We start from the raw sequence: 20,257 nt of genomic DNA on the forward strand, positions 1-20,257 counted from the left end.
TGTATCCTTTATTTTACCATGAAAGCTCTTCAATCGAGCATATTGTCTACTTTACACGCTTAGTTTCCAAAAAGCGATGGATTCGTTGCATCCCCTCTTTCAAATCAGCATCTGATGCCGCATATGAAATACGAATATAGTCCTTTGTTGATTCAGAAAAGGCTGCACCAGGAATTACTGCCACTTTGGCTTCATTTGCCAAGTCTAAAGCGAATGCATAGCCATCGTCGCCCATATCTGTTGGAATCTTTGCAAATAAGTAGAATGCCCCTTCAGGTGTAATCACGTCAAATCCTAGTGACTCAAGATCTGCCAGCACCCAATCACGACGTTCACGATAGATATCGCGCATCTCTGCGACAACTTCATCAGCCTGTGTAATGGCTGCTAATGCACCATCTTGTAGAATTTTTGGCAATGAAAACATCAACGTGTCGTGTACCTTACGAGCTTGAATCATAAAGCGCTCACTAGCTAGAATGAATCCCAAACGATACCCCGTTAAGGCATGTGACTTCGACAGACCTGTAATCATAACCGTTTGCTCTGGTAATAATTCTGCTAATGAAACATGTTCTTGGTCATATGTTAATTGTGAGTAAATTTCATCTGAAATAACCCATAATTGATGCTTTTCAAAAACCGCACTTAAAGCCACTAATTCTTCTCGTGTATACGTCACTCCGGTTGGATTAGTTGGGTAATTAAACAAAATGGCCTTAACAGGGACTTCTGCATGGTTAATCGCCTCTTCAACCTGTTCAGGTGTTAATTTAAATTTTGTTGCGCGCGTATTAATTGATACCGCGTTAGCGTGTGCCAAATCCAATGCTGCAAAATAAGGCGCGTAAGCAGGTTCTGGAATTAATACACCTTCCCCCGGTGCTAATAATGTCATAAAGACAACATTGATTCCTTCAGAAACACCTGCCGTGACCAAAACATTATCTGCACTGGGATAATTCGTTTTGTATTTTTGATTAAAGTAGCATTGCACTGCATCACGCAGTTCTGGTTCACCCGTCGGATCTGTATAGTGTGAATTATTTTCTTCTACAGATGCAATAACAGCATTTTTAATACGCGCATCGGCGTCAAAACCTGGTTCACCAAAGGTTAGGCGAACAATACCTGGAATATCACTAATAATGCGTTGAAAATTGGTCAACCCATCAGGGGCTAAATTCGTTACAATAGGATTAAGCAATTGATTAAATTCTTTTGTCATGTGAGTCCCTCCCATACACACGTGTTTACACTGTGTTAAGGAATCAGGATACATTTATTTCCATAACGAGAACTTAATTGGTATACGTACAGAAAGAGGTATTTTATGCTTGATTACACGCAAACTGCAATCACTTTACCAAAGCCCAACTGGGATTGGGTCGCCATTCGACAAGTGCCTATTGAACCTACAGATGATGCCTTGATTTCATTAAATTATCTACCAACACAAATGTTGGTGAGTCCGCAATATGCGCTACAAAAGTTACCTGGATCTGAAATTGAATTATATGCCCGTCCAGACGTCCAAGCTAAATTAGTAGAAGCAGCAAAGCTACTACCTGAAGGATACAAATTGGTCTTACTAGATGCGTGGCGTTCAATTAACACACAACAAGCACTATTCGATCAAATGTGCCGTTTTGTTGCGCGTGATAATCCAGACTACACACCTGAAGAAATTGAACAAGCTGCATTGCGTATCGTGGCGTTGCCATCATTAGATCCTAACAAGCCATCCCCTCATAATACTGGTGGATCGATTGACCTATCTATTGTAGATCCACAAGGACGTTTACTTGATATGGGAAGTCCTTTTGATGACATTAGCGAACGCGCACGTACAGATTACTATGAACAAAGTGACACATCAGATGCCGACATCACTGCACGCGATAATCGACGTTTGCTTTACCACATCATGATCAGCGTTGGCTTTACGAATTACGCTGAAGAATGGTGGCATTTTGACTACGGGAACCAAAATTGGGCCTGGGTATCCGATCAACCACATGCATTATACAGCAGCTCTAAGCCTGTCTACGCTTGGGTTGACTAAATACGATAATGAAAAACAGCCAATCACTTAAAGGTGATCGGCTGTTTTTTTGTTTGTCTTATTATGTTATTTTCATCACGCTATGGTAGATAAAAATTGTTGCATGCGGTCCATCGCTTCTTCGATATCTGCCTTATTACCAGCAAAAGATAGACGTATATAGCCAGGTAAACCAAAAATATTCCCTGGCAACACCCCTACCTTGGCTTGAGTGGCTAAATCGGAAACAAATGTTTCTTCAGAAACCACACTTGCTGGTAATTTTGCCAAGACATAAAAGCCACCCTTAGGTGAGATAACCATAAATCCTAACGCTCTTAGCGCTTCGACCATTAAATCACGTTGCATTTGGTATGTGCGCTTCATGACGGCGAAGTTCTCATGATTATCTAAGGCTGTTACACCTGCAATCATAAGGGGTGTATTAACTGAGCTCACCATCAATTGATGCACTTGTGTAATCATGTTCATCAATAGTTCTGGTCCTAGCACAAAACCTAATCGGTATCCGGTCATCGCATGAGACTTAGATAAACCACCAATTAAAATCGTTTGTTCAGGTAGGTATTTTGCAATGGTGACATGTTCTGCATCATCATACGTTAATGCGCCATATATTTCATCTGTGACCACGACCAGATTAGTGGGTAACAACACCTGGGCTAAATCAGAAACTTCTTGTGCTGTATAAGTGGCTCCAGTTGGATTGGTTGGGTCGTTGAAAATGAACCCCTTTATATTGGCGTGCTTTCCCAACAGGTCTTCTAAGCCTTCAGGTGTCACTTTAAAATCTGTTGTTCTTGTATCCAACGGAATAATTTCTATGCCTAATAATGCCGCAATATTGCCATATAACGGATATGCTGGCATAGGAATAATAATCGCATCACCCCGACTAAATAATGCCTGAAATGTGGCGTAAATACCTTCGGTTGCGCCTACGGTAATTAATGTCTCAGCCACACTATATGCAGGCGCGTCAAATGACTCTGTCACATATCCTGCAACACGTTCTCGTAACGGCACGTAACCTTTCGTCGATGCATAATGAGAAGCATCTGATGCAATCGCTTCTTGGAACGCATGCTTCACCTCTTGAGATACCGCAAATCCAGGTTCTCCTAATGAGAGATCGATGACAGATTCATCCGCTTGAAATTTTTGATGCCATGCACGGAGCGCCGATGATTTTTGTGGTATCACCTGAGTATTCAGTTGGTCATATAAATCATTTTTAATCGTTGGCATTTTTTGCTCACTCTTCTTTCAAGATAACTACGCATTTTTATGACGAATATGAAAAATCACGCCCACTTAACATGAACGTGACTGCTTCTTAAAATTCTGTCCAAGTTGAAATACTTGATGCCACATCAATTGATTTCTCTGATATCACTTGATGGGTTGAACTATCTACAACATATTCATGAACAGGTACATCCGTTTCCCCTTCTGTCAAAACCATCGTAACCGTATGATTACCGTTGTTCTTCAAGAATACTGCACGGTCTTTATCTTGTTCAGACGTTAACGCAACCACCCAGTAAGGCGCTGTCATGTATGGCTTCAGGCTTTGCACCGCTTCTAAATCCACATTTGTATTGATATCTAGACGTGGAAATTTGTCACGATGCTTATTTGCGTCCGCTACTTGGCTCACAAATAACGCAGCATTGTGCGCTGACCAACCACGCGCAATATTATCCTTGGGCTTAGTGGCATCACTTGGCATTGTAATAATTTGTGCGCGTTGACTTTTTTCTAATTCTTTTACCGCTTGTTCACTTGCTTGTTTTGCTGCAAGTTCTTCACGTTGTTGTTCTTCATGGCTCTTTTTATGTGCTTGTTGTTGTTGATAAGCAAAAATACCACCAATTAACACAGCAATGATGGCTAGACCGCCACCAATTAACATCATCTTTTTCTTCATGGGACCCCTTTACGCCTACAAGGCTTTTGTAGAGTTTCGTTCCACTAATTCTACATCAAAAATGCGTTCTTGGCGATCAACATCAAACTCGCGGACACGATTCAATACCAATTCCAATGCCGTCTTAGCAATGTCATCCAATGGTTGGTGAATCGTTGTCAAACTAGGTTGGCAGAATCCAGCGTAGTCAGTGTCGTCATATCCAATCACAGACATATCATTCGGCACATTAACATTGATTTTCCCCAAACCACTAATCAATCCAATCGCCAATTCGTCATTTAACGCAAATGTTGCTGTCGCCTTAGAAATTGAAACAGCCATTGCAGACGCTTGACCACCTTGTTTTGACAAGTAATGTGTCGTCACTTCACTAACCTTAGCGCCAGCTTGGGCCATTGTTTCTTTAAATCCAGCAAGACGATTTGCCAGGTTATCATTCATTGCTTGCTTACCTAAAACAGCCACATGACGGTGACCTAGATCAAGTAAGTGTTGTGCAGCTAATTGACCACCCATAAATTCAGCTGATGCGACAACATCGGCTGATTCCATTGATGCATGGTTTTCAAGCATGACACATGCCACCCCACGCTTTTTAAGATCAGCAACGACTGTATCACTATCTACTAGTTGGTTCGCGACAATAACACCATTAACCCCCGCAGACATCAATTGATAAACAGCCTTATCGGTATCGCCACCTTCGGCTGACATAATTGATAGTGACACATTTTCAGGTAATGCATCTTGAATTTTTTGTACCAAGTAACCAAAGTACGGCAAAGCCAATGATGGAACCACAACCCCAATCATAATCAAATTATTCTTTTTCAAACTACGTGCACTTAAATTAGGCACATAACCCATTTCTTCTCGTGCTGCAAAAACTTTATTACGCGTCTCTTCTGAGAAACGATCACCCTTATTGTTCAAGATTTGCGAAACTGTTGCAATAGATACGCCGGCTAAATTGGCCACGTCCTTGATTGAAGCTTTTTTCATTATTATCTCCCCACTAAACTGTAACCACAGTACCGCTGGCTGCCATTGCAATGTGACTGAATGTCCCATCAACTTCAACATGTGCCAATACGTCTAACATGTCTTGCACTTTTTCTGGTGCGACTAAAATCGCAATTGATCCATGATTCCCAAATTGATTCGTCCCAAAGACATCCAATGCATGTGTTGCTTGACGAATTGGCGTCAAATCTAAACTTAATACATCGTTGAAACTATCATTCTCTAGCAATTGACCTGCCAACGCATATTGATTAGATTGCCACGCCGCAAATAACATGTTTCCCGCTGCAGCTGCGTCAATCGCTTGTACCATACTCAACTCGTTAGCACGATTCGTCATATCGATGCGCTCAGTTGGTTGATACACGATGACCTCATACGCTGGTGTGACAATTTGACTACCAAAATAATCACCTTGATGTAAATAACTAGTTGTGATACCCCCTAGTAAGGTCGCTGTGACATTCGCTGGTTGTGTTTCAGTTCGTGCAGCTAATGTTAACTTAGTGAAATCATCTAGTCCTAATCCGCCTAGTTGATCCGCTAATTCAATGGCCGCCATTAACGCTGCCGTTGAAGATCCTAATCCTCGTTGTAATGGAATATCAGACGTTAGGCTTAATTTGTGTGGCGTTAGTGTTGGTACTAACTTTTTTGCCACCGCAACAATATAATTCGTTTCATCATGTGGAATTGTCTCACCTAAATCATGGACAACATGCCATTCTGCGCTTTCTTCTAGAACAGTGACTGTTAGCCATAAATCAAGTGCGAACCCAATCGATGCTTTTCCTGGTCCGAAATCACCAATTGTTGCTGGTACTTTAATTTCCATAACGTTTACCCCGTTCCATATGTATGTTTACATTTATTTTACCAAATTTTACTTACATTTCCACCATTGTAAAACGTTTTTACGTACTTTATGTCATACATTTATCTAAATTATGCGAAATTTTTTGTTTTTTCAAAAATTTACATTCTGTGATATACTGATTTCTGTTCGAAATACGAACACAGGGTAGACTTTGGCGCGTTAAGTGCTGCGGGAACGGAATGTGGACCGCAGACGAAGGAACTTCCGCGATGCCTTAGTCACATTCACTGTTTATATAGTGAAACCCTCCATAAAATTTAGGAGGTGTTTTCAAAATGAAAACATTAGAATCATATTTCACACGGCTTAACCCCCGTGCAGTCGCTCTTTTAGGGATCTTGTTGGCACTCCAACTATTGATTGGCCGCTTTACAGTTGGTCCAAATTTCCTAAAAATCGGTTTCGGCTTCATTATTGTTGCTGTTATTGCTCACTGGTTTGGCCCTTATTGGGGTGTATTGACTGCCATTGTGCAGGATCTTATCTCAACGGCAATTAATGGTCATGCATTCTTCTTTGGATTCATGATTTCAGCAATTCTAGGGGCTTTGATCTACGGTATTTCTTTTTACAATCGTGAACACATTAGCTGGGTACGTACAATGGTTACTGTTGCGCTTGTCTTGTTGATTGTAAACACAATTTTGAATACGCTTTGGGTCATCATGATGGGTAACATCACTGACCCCAATGCAATCATGAAGATGATTGAAATCCGTGGTCTAAAACAAATTATGATGTTCCCGATTCAAGTTGTTTTGATTCACACAATCTTAAACAACAAGTCATTGGGACAACTAATGCAACGCGTTTTTAATTAATATTTACTAACCACTTCAGTTCATATGACTGAGGTGGTTTTTTAGTGTCTATTTACGATAGTTTGCTATACTGATTTCCAGATACCTATGCTAGGAGGCCAGGATATGATTGAAACCCAAAAACTCTTTGAGAGTATTGTGGCACTTGTAGAAGACCATTACCCCACTGGTTGGGGCGGTGCTGCTGGTGTATTGTTGGAAGATGGTACAATCCTAACGAGTATTTCACCCGAATTCGAAAATATTGGTGTGAATGTATGTATGGAAACAGGTGCTTATCTTGAAGCCGCACGTTTAAAGACATCAATTACGCACACCCTATGTCTTGTTCGTGATAACGAACATGCACCTTTTAAGGTGCTGACGCCATGTGGTATTTGCCAAGAACGCCTCCTCTTCTGGGGACCAGATGTTCTATGTGCCATCACAACGAGTAATTCGCCTGTGGAATACGTATCACTACGTGAATTAACCCCACATCATTGGCTGAATGCTTATACCGATTAAAACGAAATGACGTCCTTATGTCTACACATAAGGACGTCATTTTTAGTTAAATCAACGAATCATTTCCGCAAAAAAATTTTAGAATGATTGTTGTAATGATAGACCGTTTCCCGTACATAATTTTTCAAAATGTTGGGCAAAACGATCACGTAGTTCGGTCGTGTCAAATTTTAACATAGTATGGTGGCTGACTTCATTGACACCGATTCGATATACACAGCTGTCCATCACACGTCCGACAAAAATAATTGGTGGGTATTGTGTGAAAGATTGAATTGCTGTTTCAAGCTCTTGACGTTGTTCACACGCTATATTTCTATGGGACAGTAATTGTGTTAAATCGTCATTATGAATAAGTGGGTTTTCTAGGCTCATATACGTCTCCTTAAATGTGCCGCCAAAACTCTTGCTCTATGTCGTTGGTTTAACCATTAATTATCTTATCACTCTCACATAAATTACACAATAACTAAATAATGTTTTCATCTAGGTTATAAAACATTAAAGGACATTGAATTTATAGCGTGGTATAATAGGACATTAAATAATTTATATTAAAAAAAGAGGCATTATAATGAGCGACTCAGTTTCGAAAACCCAATATCTGCAAACTATCTTAGAACTAAGTGGTGGTGATGAAACAACTAAAATTTCTAACAACCAAATCGCTGACCATTTGCATGTGACACCTTCATCAGTGTCTAACATGCTTGCTAAGTTGCAAGAAGCGGGTGAAGTTAGCGTCGTACCATACTATGGTGTGACACTAACCGAACCAGGACGTCAAACCGCCCTACGCCTAATCCGATCACACCGTTTGTTTGAAACATTCATTGTGGACAATTTGAAGCTCCCTGTATCAGTTGCCCACGAAAACGCTGATCACCTTGACCATGATGCCAGTGGTTTGCTTATGGACGCCCTAGACAACTTCTTAGGCAACCCTAGCTACAGCCCACATGGTTTGATGATTCCAGACAACGAAAATCATTACGAACCAGAACACTGGACAAAGTTAATTGACGCTGCTGACGGACAAGAAGTCACAATGAAGAGTTACACGGAAGACCTTGAGCTACTACAATACGTTGAAACGGTTGATCTTCCACTAAATTCAACATGGAAGATTAAAGCACGCCTACCATTTGAAGGTCCTATGATTCTAGAAAACGGTGAACGTGAACTACAAATCACACAGCACGCAGCATCATTCATCTACATTGTTTAACACACTAGATTGTTTGATAGCTATCATTTAAAACGCAGTATCTCTAGTTAAACAAAAAAGACGTATCCCCGAGGATACGTCTTTTTTTATGCATTTTATTACTTCGCCTTTGATTGCTCTTTTAACTTCTTAGAAGTCTTGTAAGCCTTCTTCAAACGCTTCAAACGGTACAAAGCACGCAATACTTGGTAACCAGCTAATGCGATTACCCAGAAGATAGAAAGTGCTTCTGTAAACATCTTCATCTTTGTCATTGGTGTTGTCTTTTGTTGTCGTACTTCTTTCTTTGATACACGTAATTCCTTCATGTATTTGTCCCCCTATTATTTAATCCAACGATTATCTGCAGTAAAGGCATTTTTAGCTTCCTTTGGCGCACTATCCCAATCGTACGTCTTCGTTAGCTCACCTTGCATCATGACACGTCCAGCTTCAGCCGTGTAATTACAAGTAATTAAAGTAATGACCTTTTTACCTGGAATATCATGTGTCCATTGTACATCTGTACTCTTGATTCGTTCCAAATCTGTCGCAGTGTATTCATAGACCTTCTTCATATCCGTCAAATAGATTTTTTGTCCTACTTTTCCTTCATAGTACAACGGAGAAAACATTAATGTCTTACCACTTTCACCTTGGATAAAGTGACTTGATAGAGAATAATTCCCCTCACCCATCTTTTGATCGGGATACATTGTTCCTGCCCCAAGTGACAAGACAAGATCATCAATCCCATTAGCAATTGGCACTGATAAACCAATTTCAGGCATCGCAATAAATCCAACAAAGTTTACTTTTCCAGCATTCATCCGCGCTTGCAAAATTTGCTCTGCTGTTAATGATTTAACATCTCGCCATTCGTACTTTGCATCTTCCTTACTTGCGGCTTCAATCGTTGTTTGACTGACCTCTGGGCGGAAATTTTGTAGCACGAAGTGTGCGATCTGATTATGAAAAATTAATGCCAATGAAATTGTAATTAGAACAATAAACATTGTTACGCGCATAAATTTACTTTTAAAAAATTGACCGATTGCTTTCATACAGTACTCCTACTCTTTAATTAATTGTTCGCATCGAACGTATTAATAAAGTATAGCAGAGTTTGCAATTCATTGGTAAGGTCTACGTTTTGGACACGCACATTCTTTGGTACATCCAAACGTAATGGCGTGAAGTTCAAGATACCTTGAATATCAGCATCTGCCAAACGCGTCGCAATTTCTTGGGCAACTGGCGCCGGTACAGTCAAAATTGCAACTTCAATGCGTTGTTCACGAATTTGTGTTTCCAATTCATCCATATCGTAAACTGGCACACCACTTTGAATCGTGTTAACGATATCAGGGTTAACGTCAAAGGCCGCAGAAATACGCGCATTTGAGCTTTGGTGGAAGTTAAAGTTCAACAAAGCATGTCCCAAGTTACCTACCCCAACTAGGGCCACAGAAGCTAAGCTGTCTTGGTTCAAAATGTCTCCAAAGAATTCCATCAATTCTTTAACATCATAACCATAACCACGCTTACCCAGTGCACCAAAGTATGAGAAGTCACGACGAATTGTCGCTGCATCAAATTTAACGGCTTTCGCAAGTTCATTTGATGAAATACGAGTTACACCTGAATCTAATAGAATGTTCAAGTATCGGTAGTAAATTGGCAAACGCTTAGCGGTTGCCTTTGGGATTGCTTTATCAGTTGTTTGCATTTTCATTTCATCAGTCATAATGGTCTCCTAAATCTTCACATACTGTCGGATTGAAATCGTGAAGATAACATATAATAACCCTACTATAACATATAGTAGGGTTATTATGTGAATTATTTAACATTTATTTTATTCACAGACTCTACTAAAAGCATGTCTGTTGATAAATATTAGTTCTTTGGCTTAGGCTTACCTTTGTTCTTACGATGCTTACGCTTCGCCTTTTTCTCTTGTGCAAAACGATCTTGACGTGATTGCACTTCAGCCACTTCATTTTTCACAAACTTTTTAGTTTGTGAAGAACGTGTTGAAACTTCAGCCTTTTCAGTAACCTCAGTTTTAACTGTCTTTTTCACAGACTTTGCCTTTACGTCACGCTTTTCAGGGCGACCTTCACGCTTAGCTGCACGTTCAGCAGTTGCACGTGACTTCGTCAACAACTTAGGTTGTCCAGTCACTTGTTCGATTTCAACAGCAACCATACGACGCATTTCACGCAAGTCGTGATCATTACCGAAAGAAATCACAACACCTTCACGAGACATACGTCCAGTACGTCCAGCACGATGTGTATACGTTTCACCCATACGAGGCAAATCGAAGTTAATAACCGCTGGTAGACCTGGAATGTCTAGTCCACGAGCTCCCACATCAGTTGTCAAAAGGAACTTTGACTTTCCTTCGCGGAAAGCACGCATGGCCTTTTCACGTGTTGAACTAGAGTCTCCACGAACCAATGTTGCCATTCCAATGTGTTCGTGTGCCAAAAAGTTAGCTGTGTTTTTCAATTGCTTAGTTGTATTGAAAAATACCATTGCTTGGAAATTCTTTTGTGATGCTAATTGACGCAAACGCTTGTTACGTTGGTCGTTAGCTGTTAACCAGAATTCGTGCTTAATACGTGTTGGAATTGGCACGTCACGTTGGTCAATTGTTTCAAATTCACGAGAGAAAATCTTAGCAGGGATGGCTTCATCTACTGCTGTTGCTCCAAACAATGCCACTTGAATGTCATCGTCTTTCGCGGCACGCCAAACTTGTTCAATTTGTTCTTGCGTCTCTTCACGAAGCAATTCATCCGCTTCGTCTAAGATAACCGTACGTAAGCGGTGTAACTTTAACTTTCCGGCACGTACCAATTCAGATACACGACCTGGTGTTCCGACGATAATTTCTGGATGTTTCTTCAAACGATCCAATTGGTTCTTAACGTTTGCGCCACCAGTAACAGACAAAACACGTAATCCAAGTACAGTTGCCCATTCACGCATGACACGTGTTGTTTGCATCGCTAATTCTTGTGATGGTGCCAATACCAACAATTGTTCCCCATCTTCAGGTGTCAATGTTGGCAAAATTGGCCATGTAAAGGCCAAAGTCTTTCCTGTTCCAGTTGGTGCCAATGCGTTAATTGATACGCCATTAGCCATTGGTTCTGCAACAGCTGTTTGAATTGGTGTCCAATCCGTAATTCCTGTTGCTTTTAATTTCTCTTCAAAACGTGTATCCATGTCTATTCCTTTACTTATCAGCCGGGAACACAATGCCCGCTGATTGACGTAATGCTGTCAAAACTAGATTTACACGTTGACTAAGCATTAAGAGTTCATTGTATTCTGTTTCTGTTTCCGTACGCTTTTCTAGCATATCCGCAAATACTTCTGCTTCAACAACCATTGGATTATCTTGTCCAGGTTGTGCGATATCGTGACGTTCACCTGATTCGTCAATGTATACAGCCCCATCAAGTTCTGCAATACTATCAACAATCAAAGTATCCTTGCGGCCACGAATTTCTGTATCTTGGTATGAATTACTCATCTTACCAAATTCTGCGACCATGTTAAAGTCTGGGTATTGTAAAATAGCTGTCCCACGTCCATCTGCACCATTACGCAACAAAGTTGGGTAATAATGACTTTCTGTAGGTAGTCCAAACAATTTTACAATGGCATAAATTGGGTATACACCCAAGTCAGTCAATGCCCCAGCACTAAATTCACGTGTCAAAACATTGGGTTCTTCACCTGCTAAATAGGCATCGAAACGAGATGAGTACTTTTCGTAAACAAATGTTCCACCGGAAATCACCGGCATTTCTTGCACTTGTTTTTCAATCGCCTTAAAGGTTGGTTGATAGATATGACGCGCAGCTTCAAACATGCGTACCTTAGGATGACGTTGCAACAAATCATAAATCATTTCAAATTCTGTTGGATTTGAGAAAATTGATTTTTCAACGATGATGCTAACATCATGCATAATTGCTGCCTTTGCTTGTTCAAAGTGCAAACTATTAGGTGACGCAATGTACACAACATCAACGCCACTGGCATAAAACAAATCTAAATCAGTGAATACATCAACAGTCGCACCTAGGTCAGCCGCAAACGCTGCCCCCTTTTCTGCATTTCGTGAGTAAACATGTGTTAGTTCATAGCGACCTGTTTGATGGGCTGCTTCAACAAACATCTTAGTAATCCAGTTAGTTCCAATAATTCCTAATTTTAGTGTCATGTCTGATCTCCTTGTCTTTCTATCTCATAAACGTTTCTTAGCGTTTAAATGCTTGTTTAATTATAGCATATTCAACCTTAAAGACTGGTGTAACAAGGCTACTCATTGCCGACTATCACTAGTCAAAATAAAAACATCTTTTGCTTACATAAACAAAAGATGTTTTCATAATTAGTTCTTTTCAAACACTGTGATTGATTCCACGTGTGTTGTTTGTGGGAATTGGTCAATTGGTTGTACATCACCCTTGATGTGGTAACCATTTTCAATGATTTGAACGGCGTCACGTGCCAATGTTGCTGGGTTACAGCTAATGTACACGATACGTTCTGGTGCCATACCAGTCGCAGCCACGATCAATTCTTCAGTCAATCCCTTACGAGGAGGATCCACGAAGATAACATCCGGCGCAACTTCAGCGTCTTGCCATTCAACCATCTTCTCTTCAGCCTTACCAAGTTCGAACTTAACGTTCTTAATGTTGTTGATGTCAGCGTTACGCTTGGCGTCGTCAACGGCACCAGCAACAATTTCGACACCGATAACTTGCTTAACTTGATCAGCAATCGCCAATGAAATTGTTCCGATTCCTGAGTACGCGTCAATAACTGTGTCAGTAGACTTCAATTCAGCCTTTTGCGCAGCCATTTCGTACAAGCGTTCTGTCATTTGTGGGTTCACTTGGTAGAATGAGTTTGGCCCGATGGCAAAAGTCTTTCCTAGCAATTGATCCTTAATTGTAGACTTACCCCATAGGATGTTGTTCTTTTCTCCCATGATAACGTTAGTCTTTTCTTGGTTAACGTTTTGTACAATTGACTTAACTTCAGGCAATGCAGCGCGAATGTCTTGTACGATAACTTCAGCCAATGGCAACTTCTTTGAACGTGTAACCAAAACAACCATCATTTCATGACTGTAGTAACCACGACGAACCATGATGTTACGGATTGTTCCCTTGTGGATTTCTTCGTTGTACGCTTCAGTGTGGTACTTACGCAAGATATCACGAACAACCAAGATTGCTTCGTCGATCTTTGGATCTTGGATCAAGAAGTCTTCAATTTCAACCAAACGGTGTGATCCACGACGGTAGAAACCAGTCGTCAACAATCCGTTGATTTCACGTGTAGGGATTTGAGCCTTATTACGGTAACCCCAAGGGTTATCCATCCCCATAGTTGGTGCGATTTCAACGTCAACGTGTTGCTTGTTGAAAACGTCCGCAACTTGCTTTTGCTTGTGCTTCAATTGTGCATCGTAGTTCAAGTGTGCCAATGGGGCAATACCAGTCAACAATGCGTTTGCTTCGATTTCATTATTACGGTCTGGTGATTCAACCAAGCGCTTGATTACACGTCCAAAGGCGTATGTACTTGCAACTTTAGTAACCCCAACCAATACGCGTTCTCCAGGAACAGCGTTTGTAACGAAGATAGGAAAATCGTCTAACTTAACGACTCCGTTTCCTTCGTATGTGATGTCAATAACATCAGCTTCAATTTCTTGATTCTTAACAACAGGTGCTTTACGTTTCATTTCATTTTCTCCTTTTGGTTTTTGCGACAACCATAAGTGACTAGTATAGCATAACTTTATGGTCGTCCGCTATTTGTTCTTAAATTTGTCAAATAAAAAAAGCAGGCTGCAAGCAGCCCGCTTTATCCTACATTGCGCGTAAGGCTGCAATTCGGCTTGCCATTGGTGGATGCGTATCGAATAGGCTATTCATCGCTGATCCCTTTTTCAATGGATCACCAATGTATAATCCCGCACTCGAATCTGAAACATTTTCAGGTCGCATCGGTTCACTCTGGCTAATTTTTTCTAATGCACCAATCATGGCTTGTGGATTACGTGTTAACTCAACTGCTCCAGCATCCGCTAAATATTCACGATTACGTGAAATCGCTAGTTGGACAATCGTTGCTGCAATTGGCGCTAACAGTAAAGCCGCAATTGATAATACAATCCCAATGATATTACTTTCACGATTATCATCTCGACGACTACTCATCACCCAGAAATTTGTCGCAAAGTTTCCTACCATGGCAATGGCTGCTGTCAATGCAACAGCAAGTGTTTGTAGACGGATATCGTAATTTTTAACGTGGGCCATTTCGTGGGCCATAACCGCTTCTAATTCTGCTCGACTCAAACGAGACATGATACCAGTTGTTGCCGCAACCGCCGCATTTTCTGGATTATTTCCAGTCGCAAACGCATTAGGACTTGGATCATTAATGATGAAGACACGTGGCATTGGCACTTTCGCAACCATCGCCATGTCTTCGACAATATGCCATAGTTCTGGCGCTTGCCCAGGTTCAGTAATCTCTTGTGCATTGTTCATACTCATGACAACTTCAGATGATTGACTGAACATGTACATGGCGTACACTAATGCCCCCACTGACGTCACTAAAATACCACTTGTGATATTACCCCACATGAAGTATCCCAATGCAGCACCAACAAGTGCCATGACAAAGAAGAAACCAAGAAATAGAAGAATTGTATGACGCTTGTTTTTGGCGATTTGCTCAAATAACATCGCTTCCTCCTAATTACTTACCGTCATCCCCAAATGAGATGGTTGGTACTTCTTTTTCTTCAGCTGGTGTTTCCAAGAATTCTTCCGGCTTAAAGTTGTGGACACCCGCAATAATGTTTGTTGGGAATGTTTCTAACTTTGTGTCGTAACTTGAAACAGATGAATTGTACAATTGACGCGCATATCCAATCTTGTTTTCAGTGTTTGTCAATTCTTCCATCAACTTGTTGTATTGTGCAGATGCCTTCAAATCAGGGTATGCTTCAGCAACCGCGAATACACTCTTCAAACCAGCTGACAATTCGTTTGAGACAGCCATCTTTTGTTCGTGGTCACCATCAGGAATTTGTGTCAATTGGTTACGCAATGACACAACCTTTTCCAAAGTACCCTCTTCAAAACGGGCGTATCCCTTAACTGTTTCAACTAAGTTAGGAATCAAGTCGTTACGACGCTTTAGTTGTACGTCAATTTGACTCCATGATTCCTTTACGTACATACGTGACTTTACCAAACCGTTGTATGTGTTAATCCAAACAATCGCAATAATTGCGACAATGGCAATCAAAATCCAAATTTGCATATAAGCCTCCTAAAATTCACTATCCTGTTAATGGCTTTTATTATAACATTTCAAGCTTAGTTTCCGCGACGATTCCACCATAAATGGCCAAAAGATGCAGAGACTAAGATACCTGTTGTTCCTAAGCAGAATCCGGCAGTAACGTCAGATAGGTAATGTACCCCTAACGCAACTCGTGACCAGCAAACGGCGACGATCAAAGCAAATGAAATTAACAAGACCAGGCTTGTCTTTAACCCCGTCAAATGACCGGAACGCATCATGTATACCATCATCAATCCAGCTAGTAGCCAGAAAAAGGTACTTGATAGCATGGCGTGTCCACTTGGGAAACTAAATCCAATTTCATTCACAAGATGATATGCCGGACGTGGACGTTGCACCAAATATTTCACACTCAAGGTTCCAACTCCTCCAACTAAGAAGAAAGTTCCTGCGAACCATTGTGCGAGATGATGATCATTATGACGCCATAACCAAGCCGCAATCCCCAACACAACAATGGCTAGAACAATAAAGTTCCCAAACAAAGAAATGAATTCAGCTAAGTGGGTTCTTGCAGCGCTACTACCAACGAATACCGTATCGTATCCTACCGCGTCAATACTCTTAATGAAGGGCGCATTGTTCCAAACACCCCAAAATAATGTCAAAAATCCTACTGTTAGTAGTCCAGCTAACGCCATAAACCAACGACGTGTTGTCTTTGAAAATTCCATCTGATTAATCTCACCTATTCATGTTTTATTCTATTCTGTACAGTTAACTAGATAGAACTTAAGCCACCCTAAAATACTGATATGACAATGTTTATTACATTTCTATGTTAATATTCGAGACAGAGTATTTGTACGATTTATTTTTCTTTGAAGTAATCGTCTGTCGCTTGTCCATATTTCCGTAACAAATGTTCTACAGCATCTTCATCACTACATTTTAAAAGCAATTTGTATTCCGCAATGTCGGCCATATTCACACCTCATTGATATAGTGTATCGTTGATCCCACTTTGAATCATTCATGTCAGACTGATACCTATAACCGGACGGTTATGAGCAGTCATGATGGAGAATGTTATGATTCTCTGGTGAAGATTTTGTAATTTTAGATAGCAATTAAATCTATTATGAGTTGTATTTATAAACATTTTTCAGTGTCCAGTAGTGTTTCGCTCCATCGCCTTTGTAGTTTGATCCCCATGAATGTATAACCGTAATAAATCCACGCTCTGCAACAATATTATATGCTAAAAATTGCTGTGGTCCTTGTGTCGTAACATATTCCTCTGTAAATGTTCCTAAGTCATACTCATCACGAGCTTTATTTATCAATAGATCTCTTTCACCGTTTCCATCACGTCCAGCACCTAGCTCAGTTTTGTTCCACTTCATTTGTTTAGGAAGCTCTAAAAACTCTCCGTATACATACTGACCATCCATATTTTGAACAGATGTTGTACTTTCTATAGAGCTTGAAGCCGTATTGTCTTCACTATTTATAATTGTTGATTTTGGGCCACTCTTTTCAGATTCAACCCGTGAAATAGCGGATTGCTTTTCTTCTTTTTGGACAACGCTGTTCCCTTTGTTGATCATCATCCCCACTAAAGATCCTGCACCTATTGCTATCAATACTAGTCCAACACCAATAGCAACTTTAACAGCTGGCTTCATTCCCTTTGTTTGTCGTGATTGACGTGTTTCATTTTCCATATACTCATTTTCTCCTCTACGCATATTTAGCTCCCACTAAATATGTAACGTCATTGTGATATGTTCAATGCCGGCATCCATAAACACATCACCTTGTTGAACAAATCCTAATTCTTCATAAAATCCAGTCGCATGTAATTGCGCGCCCAATGCCACAACTGATATATCTTTCTCTCGAGCATCTTGAATAATTTTCGTCAAAAGTTGTTTTGCAAACCCATTACCACGTAAATCCTTTACAGTAGCAACACGTTCAATGTGCCAATTGTCATGTTGTTCATGAATTCTTGCTGTCGTAGCCGGCACAGACTCTCCCGCATTATCTACTTGATATCCTACATAATGCACACGATTATTCTCTTGGTTATCAAATTCTAATTCTGCAGGTATCTGTTGTTCGTTAATGAACACTTCTTGTCGGATAATTTTCGCATCCTCATATGTCTTTGAAATCCCCTGCTCATCTTTGATATACAATGTCATTGTCTAGATCCTTTCACTTAACTCCCTGTTACCATCTTCTCTTGCACTGTCACTTCAAGGATTGTTTTTAGATTTTCTGGCTTTGCCTTACGGACGTCGCCTAAGTATATTTCTCTATGATTTTTACTTGTTCGGTCATATCCTTGCGCTATCAAATAATCGTTCATAACCTTAAAACTTTCAGGTTCTGTATCATACGGACCAACATGCAAGATATGACAACTCGTTACCGCTTCAATGTCACCCACGTAAACATCTTTAATACGTAAAATATCTGGCTTTGAAATCACTGTTTCATCAATTTTACGCTGGATATAATCTGATGAAACAAAATCAGGTATGACGATTTCTAAACGAAAAACAAAATCGTCTTTGGTCCAAGTCCCTGCTTTTTGTGCAGCCTCTGATATACTCCAGTATCCTTGCAAAGGTGGCACGACAAAATCACGCTTATCTCCTTCGATACTATCTGCCTGCATCTTTTTATACCCCATTTTAATGCCATACGCACAGGCATACATGGCCTTAACATATTCTTCAAAGTGGTCATTGTTTGGATCACCAAAACCATCAATACATAAAACTCGTCGACGTGGACGCTCAATTATTTTTGGCGTTCGAGTCGCTTTAAATTCTGCTGTTTTTTTAATATCAAATTTCACTATATTTCGCCTCGTTGATACTTCCTGATCATCCCAATACACATCGCTAATTATAGCGTTGTTCAACAATACAACATATTGGTTAAAAAAGGCGTTAATTTTCAGAAATCATAACATCAACTTCTAAAAACCAATATTCCCTCTCAATAAAACATTAATATTGTATATCTTTTATAAGTATTCATCGTCATAAGAGCTGCATAATCGATTCCAACTATATGTTATACTTATTTTCTATTCTAATCTAGAATTACTTTTTTGAAAGGAGATTAATAATGTCTCTAACAAGTATGCCCCTAACACGAGAACACGATGCAACAGCCTTAGACATTTGGGAACGCTCTGTTCGTGCAACACACACTTTTTTAAGTGAAGCGGATATCATCCAATTGAAAACCGAAGTGCCTTTTTATTTCACCCAAGTGGATGTCTCACTTTGGTATGACAATGACAACTTGATTGGGTTTTCAGGGGTTGTGGAAGATTCACTAGAAATGCTCTTCCTAGACCCAACTTATTTCAAGCAAGGTTTCGGTAGTCAAATCTTGCAACGTCTAGTTGCCGAAAAGAACATTATGTTTATTGATGTTAATGAAGACAATCCTAATGCCGTAAAGTTCTACAACAAAAACGGTTTTGAACAAGTTGATCGCTCAGCACAAGATGGTCAAGGTCGTGATTTTCCAATTTTACATTTACGTCGTGCCACAGTTTAATCATGTCCCTAACCTGATGTTTAATCGCAATCCAGGATTTATGACATGTAAATAAAAAATCCGATGCAGAGATTCTCTGTCATCGGATTTTTTGTTTTACATGTCCTTGTATTTCTTTACAAGTGCTTCAATGTCTTTCCATGCTTCTTCTGGCAGTGTTTGACCATTTACTTGTAACAAACTCGCACGATCAGAACGCTTCACAAGATCAGCTAAATCTAAGACGTTGACCTGCTCATCATTTGTTCCTAAACGTTGTTGAATCGCATGCTTAATGTTTGGGAATGTCGCGATTTGATAATCACGATATTTCTCTTGCACAAAATCACTATCAACTTGATCTAGATAACCAAAAGGAATTTTGACAACGCTATGCACACGCCAATTTTCATCCCCTTTTTTGGACTTTAAACCAGCTGGGACACGATTATATTCAATCGTGATAACTGCATTATCATTCAACCCTTGATGCCCATCACCGGTCACAATGACACGTTGATATTCATCCCAACGCACTTTGTGTGGATTACTTAGGTCAAAAGGTTCTGCCATCACTTCTGTCTCAAATTCCAACAACTCTTCTGTTGGCGTATCGTTCAACAAAGTGTTCACTGGTACATTTAATGCTTTGGCAACTTGTTCAATCGTCTCAAATTTCGGATTACCTGTTCGCCAACGGTAAAGTGTCTTTTCACTCAATCCAGCCTTTAAAGATAATTGACTCAAAGATAAACCTTGCAGTTCTGCTAATTGTTTTGTTCTTGTAAATATGTTCATATGAATTCCTTTACTGCCTAAATCGGAAGTAGCTTATAATGCACTTTATGTGTCGAAAAAAACATCAACAGTTGTTGATGTTAGCTTCTAA

General features: G+C 40.1%; 24 protein-coding genes and 1 riboswitch. Of the genes, 5 read left to right on the forward strand and 19 right to left on the reverse strand.

The annotated features are described in order from the left end of the window. Positions 1–46: 46 nt before the first annotated feature. Positions 47–1,228: an aminotransferase class I/II-fold pyridoxal phosphate-dependent enzyme gene (locus WS08_RS04460; protein WP_009496329.1), complete on the reverse strand. Its 1,182-nt coding sequence runs from the start codon at positions 1,226–1,228 to the stop codon at positions 47–49. 105 nt (positions 1,229–1,333) lie between these two features. Between WS08_RS04460 and WS08_RS04465 the strand changes: the two genes are divergently transcribed. Then, positions 1,334–2,065: a M15 family metallopeptidase gene (locus WS08_RS04465; protein ID WP_009496328.1), complete on the forward strand. Its 732-nt coding sequence runs from the start codon at positions 1,334–1,336 to the stop codon at positions 2,063–2,065. 75 nt (positions 2,066–2,140) lie between these two features. Here the strand turns inward: WS08_RS04465 and WS08_RS04470 are convergent, their stop codons facing one another. From WS08_RS04470 to WS08_RS04485, 4 genes are all read right to left on the reverse strand, one after another. Next, a complete protein-coding gene (locus WS08_RS04470) occupies positions 2,141–3,313 on the reverse strand; it encodes a pyridoxal phosphate-dependent aminotransferase (RefSeq protein ID WP_009496327.1) in 1,173 nt (390 codons plus the stop codon). Between the two features lie 88 nt (positions 3,314–3,401). Then, on the reverse strand, positions 3,402–3,995 hold the full coding sequence (locus tag WS08_RS04475) for a hypothetical protein (protein ID WP_009496326.1): 594 nt from the start codon (positions 3,993–3,995) through the stop codon (positions 3,402–3,404). A 15-nt stretch (positions 3,996–4,010) separates the two neighbouring features. Then, positions 4,011–5,000: a ribose utilization transcriptional repressor RbsR gene (rbsR, locus tag WS08_RS04480; RefSeq protein ID WP_009496325.1), complete on the reverse strand. Its 990-nt coding sequence runs from the start codon at positions 4,998–5,000 to the stop codon at positions 4,011–4,013. A gap of 13 nt (positions 5,001–5,013) precedes the next feature. After that, on the reverse strand, positions 5,014–5,856 hold the full coding sequence (locus WS08_RS04485) for a GHMP family kinase ATP-binding protein (protein ID WP_009496324.1): 843 nt from the start codon (positions 5,854–5,856) through the stop codon (positions 5,014–5,016). Positions 5,857–6,036: 180 nt separating this feature from the next. Continuing rightward, positions 6,037–6,130, forward strand: a riboswitch (THF riboswitch). A gap of 43 nt (positions 6,131–6,173) precedes the next feature. Here WS08_RS04485 and WS08_RS04490 point away from each other — a divergent pair. Together WS08_RS04490 and WS08_RS04495 are read left to right on the forward strand one after the other, a co-directional pair. Next, complete coding sequence (locus WS08_RS04490) at positions 6,174–6,719, forward strand: folate family ECF transporter S component (RefSeq protein WP_009496323.1); 546 nt, start codon at positions 6,174–6,176, stop codon at positions 6,717–6,719. A gap of 105 nt (positions 6,720–6,824) precedes the next feature. Continuing rightward, positions 6,825–7,226 carry a cytidine deaminase gene (locus WS08_RS04495; RefSeq protein ID WP_009496322.1) on the forward strand — a complete coding sequence of 134 codons (402 nt, stop codon included), beginning with the start codon at positions 6,825–6,827 and terminating at the stop codon, positions 7,224–7,226. A 78-nt stretch (positions 7,227–7,304) separates the two neighbouring features. Here the strand turns inward: WS08_RS04495 and WS08_RS04500 are convergent, their stop codons facing one another. Beyond that, positions 7,305–7,601 carry a hypothetical protein gene (locus WS08_RS04500; protein WP_009496321.1) on the reverse strand — a complete coding sequence of 99 codons (297 nt, stop codon included), beginning with the start codon at positions 7,599–7,601 and terminating at the stop codon, positions 7,305–7,307. A gap of 199 nt (positions 7,602–7,800) precedes the next feature. Here WS08_RS04500 and WS08_RS04505 point away from each other — a divergent pair, with 199 nt between their 5' ends. After that, complete coding sequence (locus WS08_RS04505; RefSeq protein ID WP_009496320.1) at positions 7,801–8,454, forward strand: metal-dependent transcriptional regulator; 654 nt, start codon at positions 7,801–7,803, stop codon at positions 8,452–8,454. A gap of 98 nt (positions 8,455–8,552) precedes the next feature. On the opposite strand, the gene WS08_RS04510 is transcribed toward WS08_RS04505, so the two are convergent. The 12 genes from WS08_RS04510 to WS08_RS04565 all read right to left on the reverse strand — a co-directional run bounded on the left by WS08_RS04510 (position 8,553) and on the right by WS08_RS04565 (position 18,673). Continuing rightward, the gene (locus WS08_RS04510) at positions 8,553–8,762 is read right to left on the reverse strand and encodes a hypothetical protein (protein WP_009496319.1); all 210 of its coding nucleotides are present in this window, start codon (positions 8,760–8,762) and stop codon (positions 8,553–8,555) included. A gap of 15 nt (positions 8,763–8,777) precedes the next feature. After that, positions 8,778–9,497 carry a class A sortase gene (locus tag WS08_RS04515; protein WP_009496318.1) on the reverse strand — a complete coding sequence of 240 codons (720 nt, stop codon included), beginning with the start codon at positions 9,495–9,497 and terminating at the stop codon, positions 8,778–8,780. Positions 9,498–9,517: 20 nt separating this feature from the next. Beyond that, the gene (locus tag WS08_RS04520; protein ID WP_009496317.1) at positions 9,518–10,180 is read right to left on the reverse strand and encodes a redox-sensing transcriptional repressor Rex; all 663 of its coding nucleotides are present in this window, start codon (positions 10,178–10,180) and stop codon (positions 9,518–9,520) included. A gap of 152 nt (positions 10,181–10,332) precedes the next feature. Next, positions 10,333–11,673 (reverse strand): DEAD/DEAH box helicase, encoded by a 1,341-nt coding sequence (locus WS08_RS04525; RefSeq protein ID WP_009496316.1) that lies wholly within the window; start codon positions 11,671–11,673, stop codon positions 10,333–10,335. 10 nt (positions 11,674–11,683) lie between these two features. Next, positions 11,684–12,679 carry a Gfo/Idh/MocA family protein gene (locus WS08_RS04530; RefSeq protein ID WP_009496315.1) on the reverse strand — a complete coding sequence of 332 codons (996 nt, stop codon included), beginning with the start codon at positions 12,677–12,679 and terminating at the stop codon, positions 11,684–11,686. Between the two features lie 171 nt (positions 12,680–12,850). Then, the gene (gene rlmD, locus WS08_RS04535; RefSeq protein WP_009496314.1) at positions 12,851–14,218 is read right to left on the reverse strand and encodes a 23S rRNA (uracil(1939)-C(5))-methyltransferase RlmD; all 1,368 of its coding nucleotides are present in this window, start codon (positions 14,216–14,218) and stop codon (positions 12,851–12,853) included. Positions 14,219–14,345: 127 nt separating this feature from the next. Continuing rightward, complete coding sequence (htpX, locus tag WS08_RS04540) at positions 14,346–15,233, reverse strand: zinc metalloprotease HtpX (RefSeq protein WP_009496313.1); 888 nt, start codon at positions 15,231–15,233, stop codon at positions 14,346–14,348. Between the two features lie 13 nt (positions 15,234–15,246). Further along, positions 15,247–15,816 (reverse strand): LemA family protein, encoded by a 570-nt coding sequence (locus WS08_RS04545; RefSeq protein WP_009496312.1) that lies wholly within the window; start codon positions 15,814–15,816, stop codon positions 15,247–15,249. Positions 15,817–15,872: 56 nt separating this feature from the next. Further along, positions 15,873–16,535: a phosphatase PAP2 family protein gene (locus WS08_RS06780; protein WP_009496311.1), complete on the reverse strand. Its 663-nt coding sequence runs from the start codon at positions 16,533–16,535 to the stop codon at positions 15,873–15,875. A gap of 405 nt (positions 16,536–16,940) precedes the next feature. Continuing rightward, positions 16,941–17,528, reverse strand: coding sequence for a hypothetical protein (locus tag WS08_RS04555; RefSeq protein ID WP_009496310.1), 588 nt, complete (start codon positions 17,526–17,528; stop codon positions 16,941–16,943). A 36-nt stretch (positions 17,529–17,564) separates the two neighbouring features. Then, positions 17,565–18,011 (reverse strand): GNAT family N-acetyltransferase, encoded by a 447-nt coding sequence (locus tag WS08_RS04560; RefSeq protein WP_009496309.1) that lies wholly within the window; start codon positions 18,009–18,011, stop codon positions 17,565–17,567. Positions 18,012–18,028: 17 nt separating this feature from the next. Then, positions 18,029–18,673 carry a GyrI-like domain-containing protein gene (locus WS08_RS04565; protein ID WP_009496308.1) on the reverse strand — a complete coding sequence of 215 codons (645 nt, stop codon included), beginning with the start codon at positions 18,671–18,673 and terminating at the stop codon, positions 18,029–18,031. A gap of 275 nt (positions 18,674–18,948) precedes the next feature. Between WS08_RS04565 and WS08_RS04570 the strand changes: the two genes are divergently transcribed. Beyond that, positions 18,949–19,389 (forward strand): GNAT family N-acetyltransferase, encoded by a 441-nt coding sequence (locus tag WS08_RS04570; RefSeq protein ID WP_009496300.1) that lies wholly within the window; start codon positions 18,949–18,951, stop codon positions 19,387–19,389. Between the two features lie 96 nt (positions 19,390–19,485). Here WS08_RS04570 and WS08_RS06785 read toward each other — a convergent pair whose 3' ends face one another. Then, positions 19,486–20,166 (reverse strand): helix-turn-helix domain-containing protein, encoded by a 681-nt coding sequence (locus WS08_RS06785; RefSeq protein ID WP_009496298.1) that lies wholly within the window; start codon positions 20,164–20,166, stop codon positions 19,486–19,488. Positions 20,167–20,257: the final 91 nt, after the last annotated feature.

The organism is Weissella tructae, assembly GCF_000732905.1.
GTDB lineage: Bacteria > Bacillota > Bacilli > Lactobacillales > Lactobacillaceae > Weissella > Weissella tructae.

Coding starts and splice junctions, on each gene's coding strand:
- WS08_RS04495 (WP_009496322.1), top strand. CDS start 6,825: ATGATTGAAACCCAAAAACTCTTTGAGAGTATTGTGGCACTTGTAGAA.
- WS08_RS04475 (WP_009496326.1), bottom strand. CDS start 3,995: ATGAAGAAAAAGATGATGTTAATTGGTGGCGGTCTAGCCATCATTGCT.
- WS08_RS04530 (WP_009496315.1), bottom strand. CDS start 12,679: ATGACACTAAAATTAGGAATTATTGGAACTAACTGGATTACTAAGATG.
- WS08_RS04500 (WP_009496321.1), bottom strand. CDS start 7,601: ATGAGCCTAGAAAACCCACTTATTCATAATGACGATTTAACACAATTA.
- WS08_RS04460 (WP_009496329.1), bottom strand. CDS start 1,228: ATGACAAAAGAATTTAATCAATTGCTTAATCCTATTGTAACGAATTTA.
- WS08_RS06780 (WP_009496311.1), bottom strand. CDS start 16,535: ATGGAATTTTCAAAGACAACACGTCGTTGGTTTATGGCGTTAGCTGGA.
- rbsR (WP_009496325.1), bottom strand. CDS start 5,000: ATGAAAAAAGCTTCAATCAAGGACGTGGCCAATTTAGCCGGCGTATCT.
- WS08_RS04465 (WP_009496328.1), top strand. CDS start 1,334: ATGCTTGATTACACGCAAACTGCAATCACTTTACCAAAGCCCAACTGG.
- WS08_RS04490 (WP_009496323.1), top strand. CDS start 6,174: ATGAAAACATTAGAATCATATTTCACACGGCTTAACCCCCGTGCAGTC.
- WS08_RS04545 (WP_009496312.1), bottom strand. CDS start 15,816: ATGCAAATTTGGATTTTGATTGCCATTGTCGCAATTATTGCGATTGTT.
- WS08_RS04570 (WP_009496300.1), top strand. CDS start 18,949: ATGTCTCTAACAAGTATGCCCCTAACACGAGAACACGATGCAACAGCC.
- WS08_RS04520 (WP_009496317.1), bottom strand. CDS start 10,180: ATGACTGATGAAATGAAAATGCAAACAACTGATAAAGCAATCCCAAAG.
- WS08_RS04485 (WP_009496324.1), bottom strand. CDS start 5,856: ATGGAAATTAAAGTACCAGCAACAATTGGTGATTTCGGACCAGGAAAA.
- WS08_RS04470 (WP_009496327.1), bottom strand. CDS start 3,313: ATGCCAACGATTAAAAATGATTTATATGACCAACTGAATACTCAGGTG.
- WS08_RS04560 (WP_009496309.1), bottom strand. CDS start 18,011: ATGACATTGTATATCAAAGATGAGCAGGGGATTTCAAAGACATATGAG.
- WS08_RS06785 (WP_009496298.1), bottom strand. CDS start 20,166: ATGAACATATTTACAAGAACAAAACAATTAGCAGAACTGCAAGGTTTA.
- rlmD (WP_009496314.1), bottom strand. CDS start 14,218: ATGAAACGTAAAGCACCTGTTGTTAAGAATCAAGAAATTGAAGCTGAT.
- WS08_RS04505 (WP_009496320.1), top strand. CDS start 7,801: ATGAGCGACTCAGTTTCGAAAACCCAATATCTGCAAACTATCTTAGAA.
- WS08_RS04525 (WP_009496316.1), bottom strand. CDS start 11,673: ATGGATACACGTTTTGAAGAGAAATTAAAAGCAACAGGAATTACGGAT.
- WS08_RS04555 (WP_009496310.1), bottom strand. CDS start 17,528: ATGGAAAATGAAACACGTCAATCACGACAAACAAAGGGAATGAAGCCA.
- WS08_RS04515 (WP_009496318.1), bottom strand. CDS start 9,497: ATGAAAGCAATCGGTCAATTTTTTAAAAGTAAATTTATGCGCGTAACA.
- WS08_RS04510 (WP_009496319.1), bottom strand. CDS start 8,762: ATGAAGGAATTACGTGTATCAAAGAAAGAAGTACGACAACAAAAGACA.
- htpX (WP_009496313.1), bottom strand. CDS start 15,233: ATGTTATTTGAGCAAATCGCCAAAAACAAGCGTCATACAATTCTTCTA.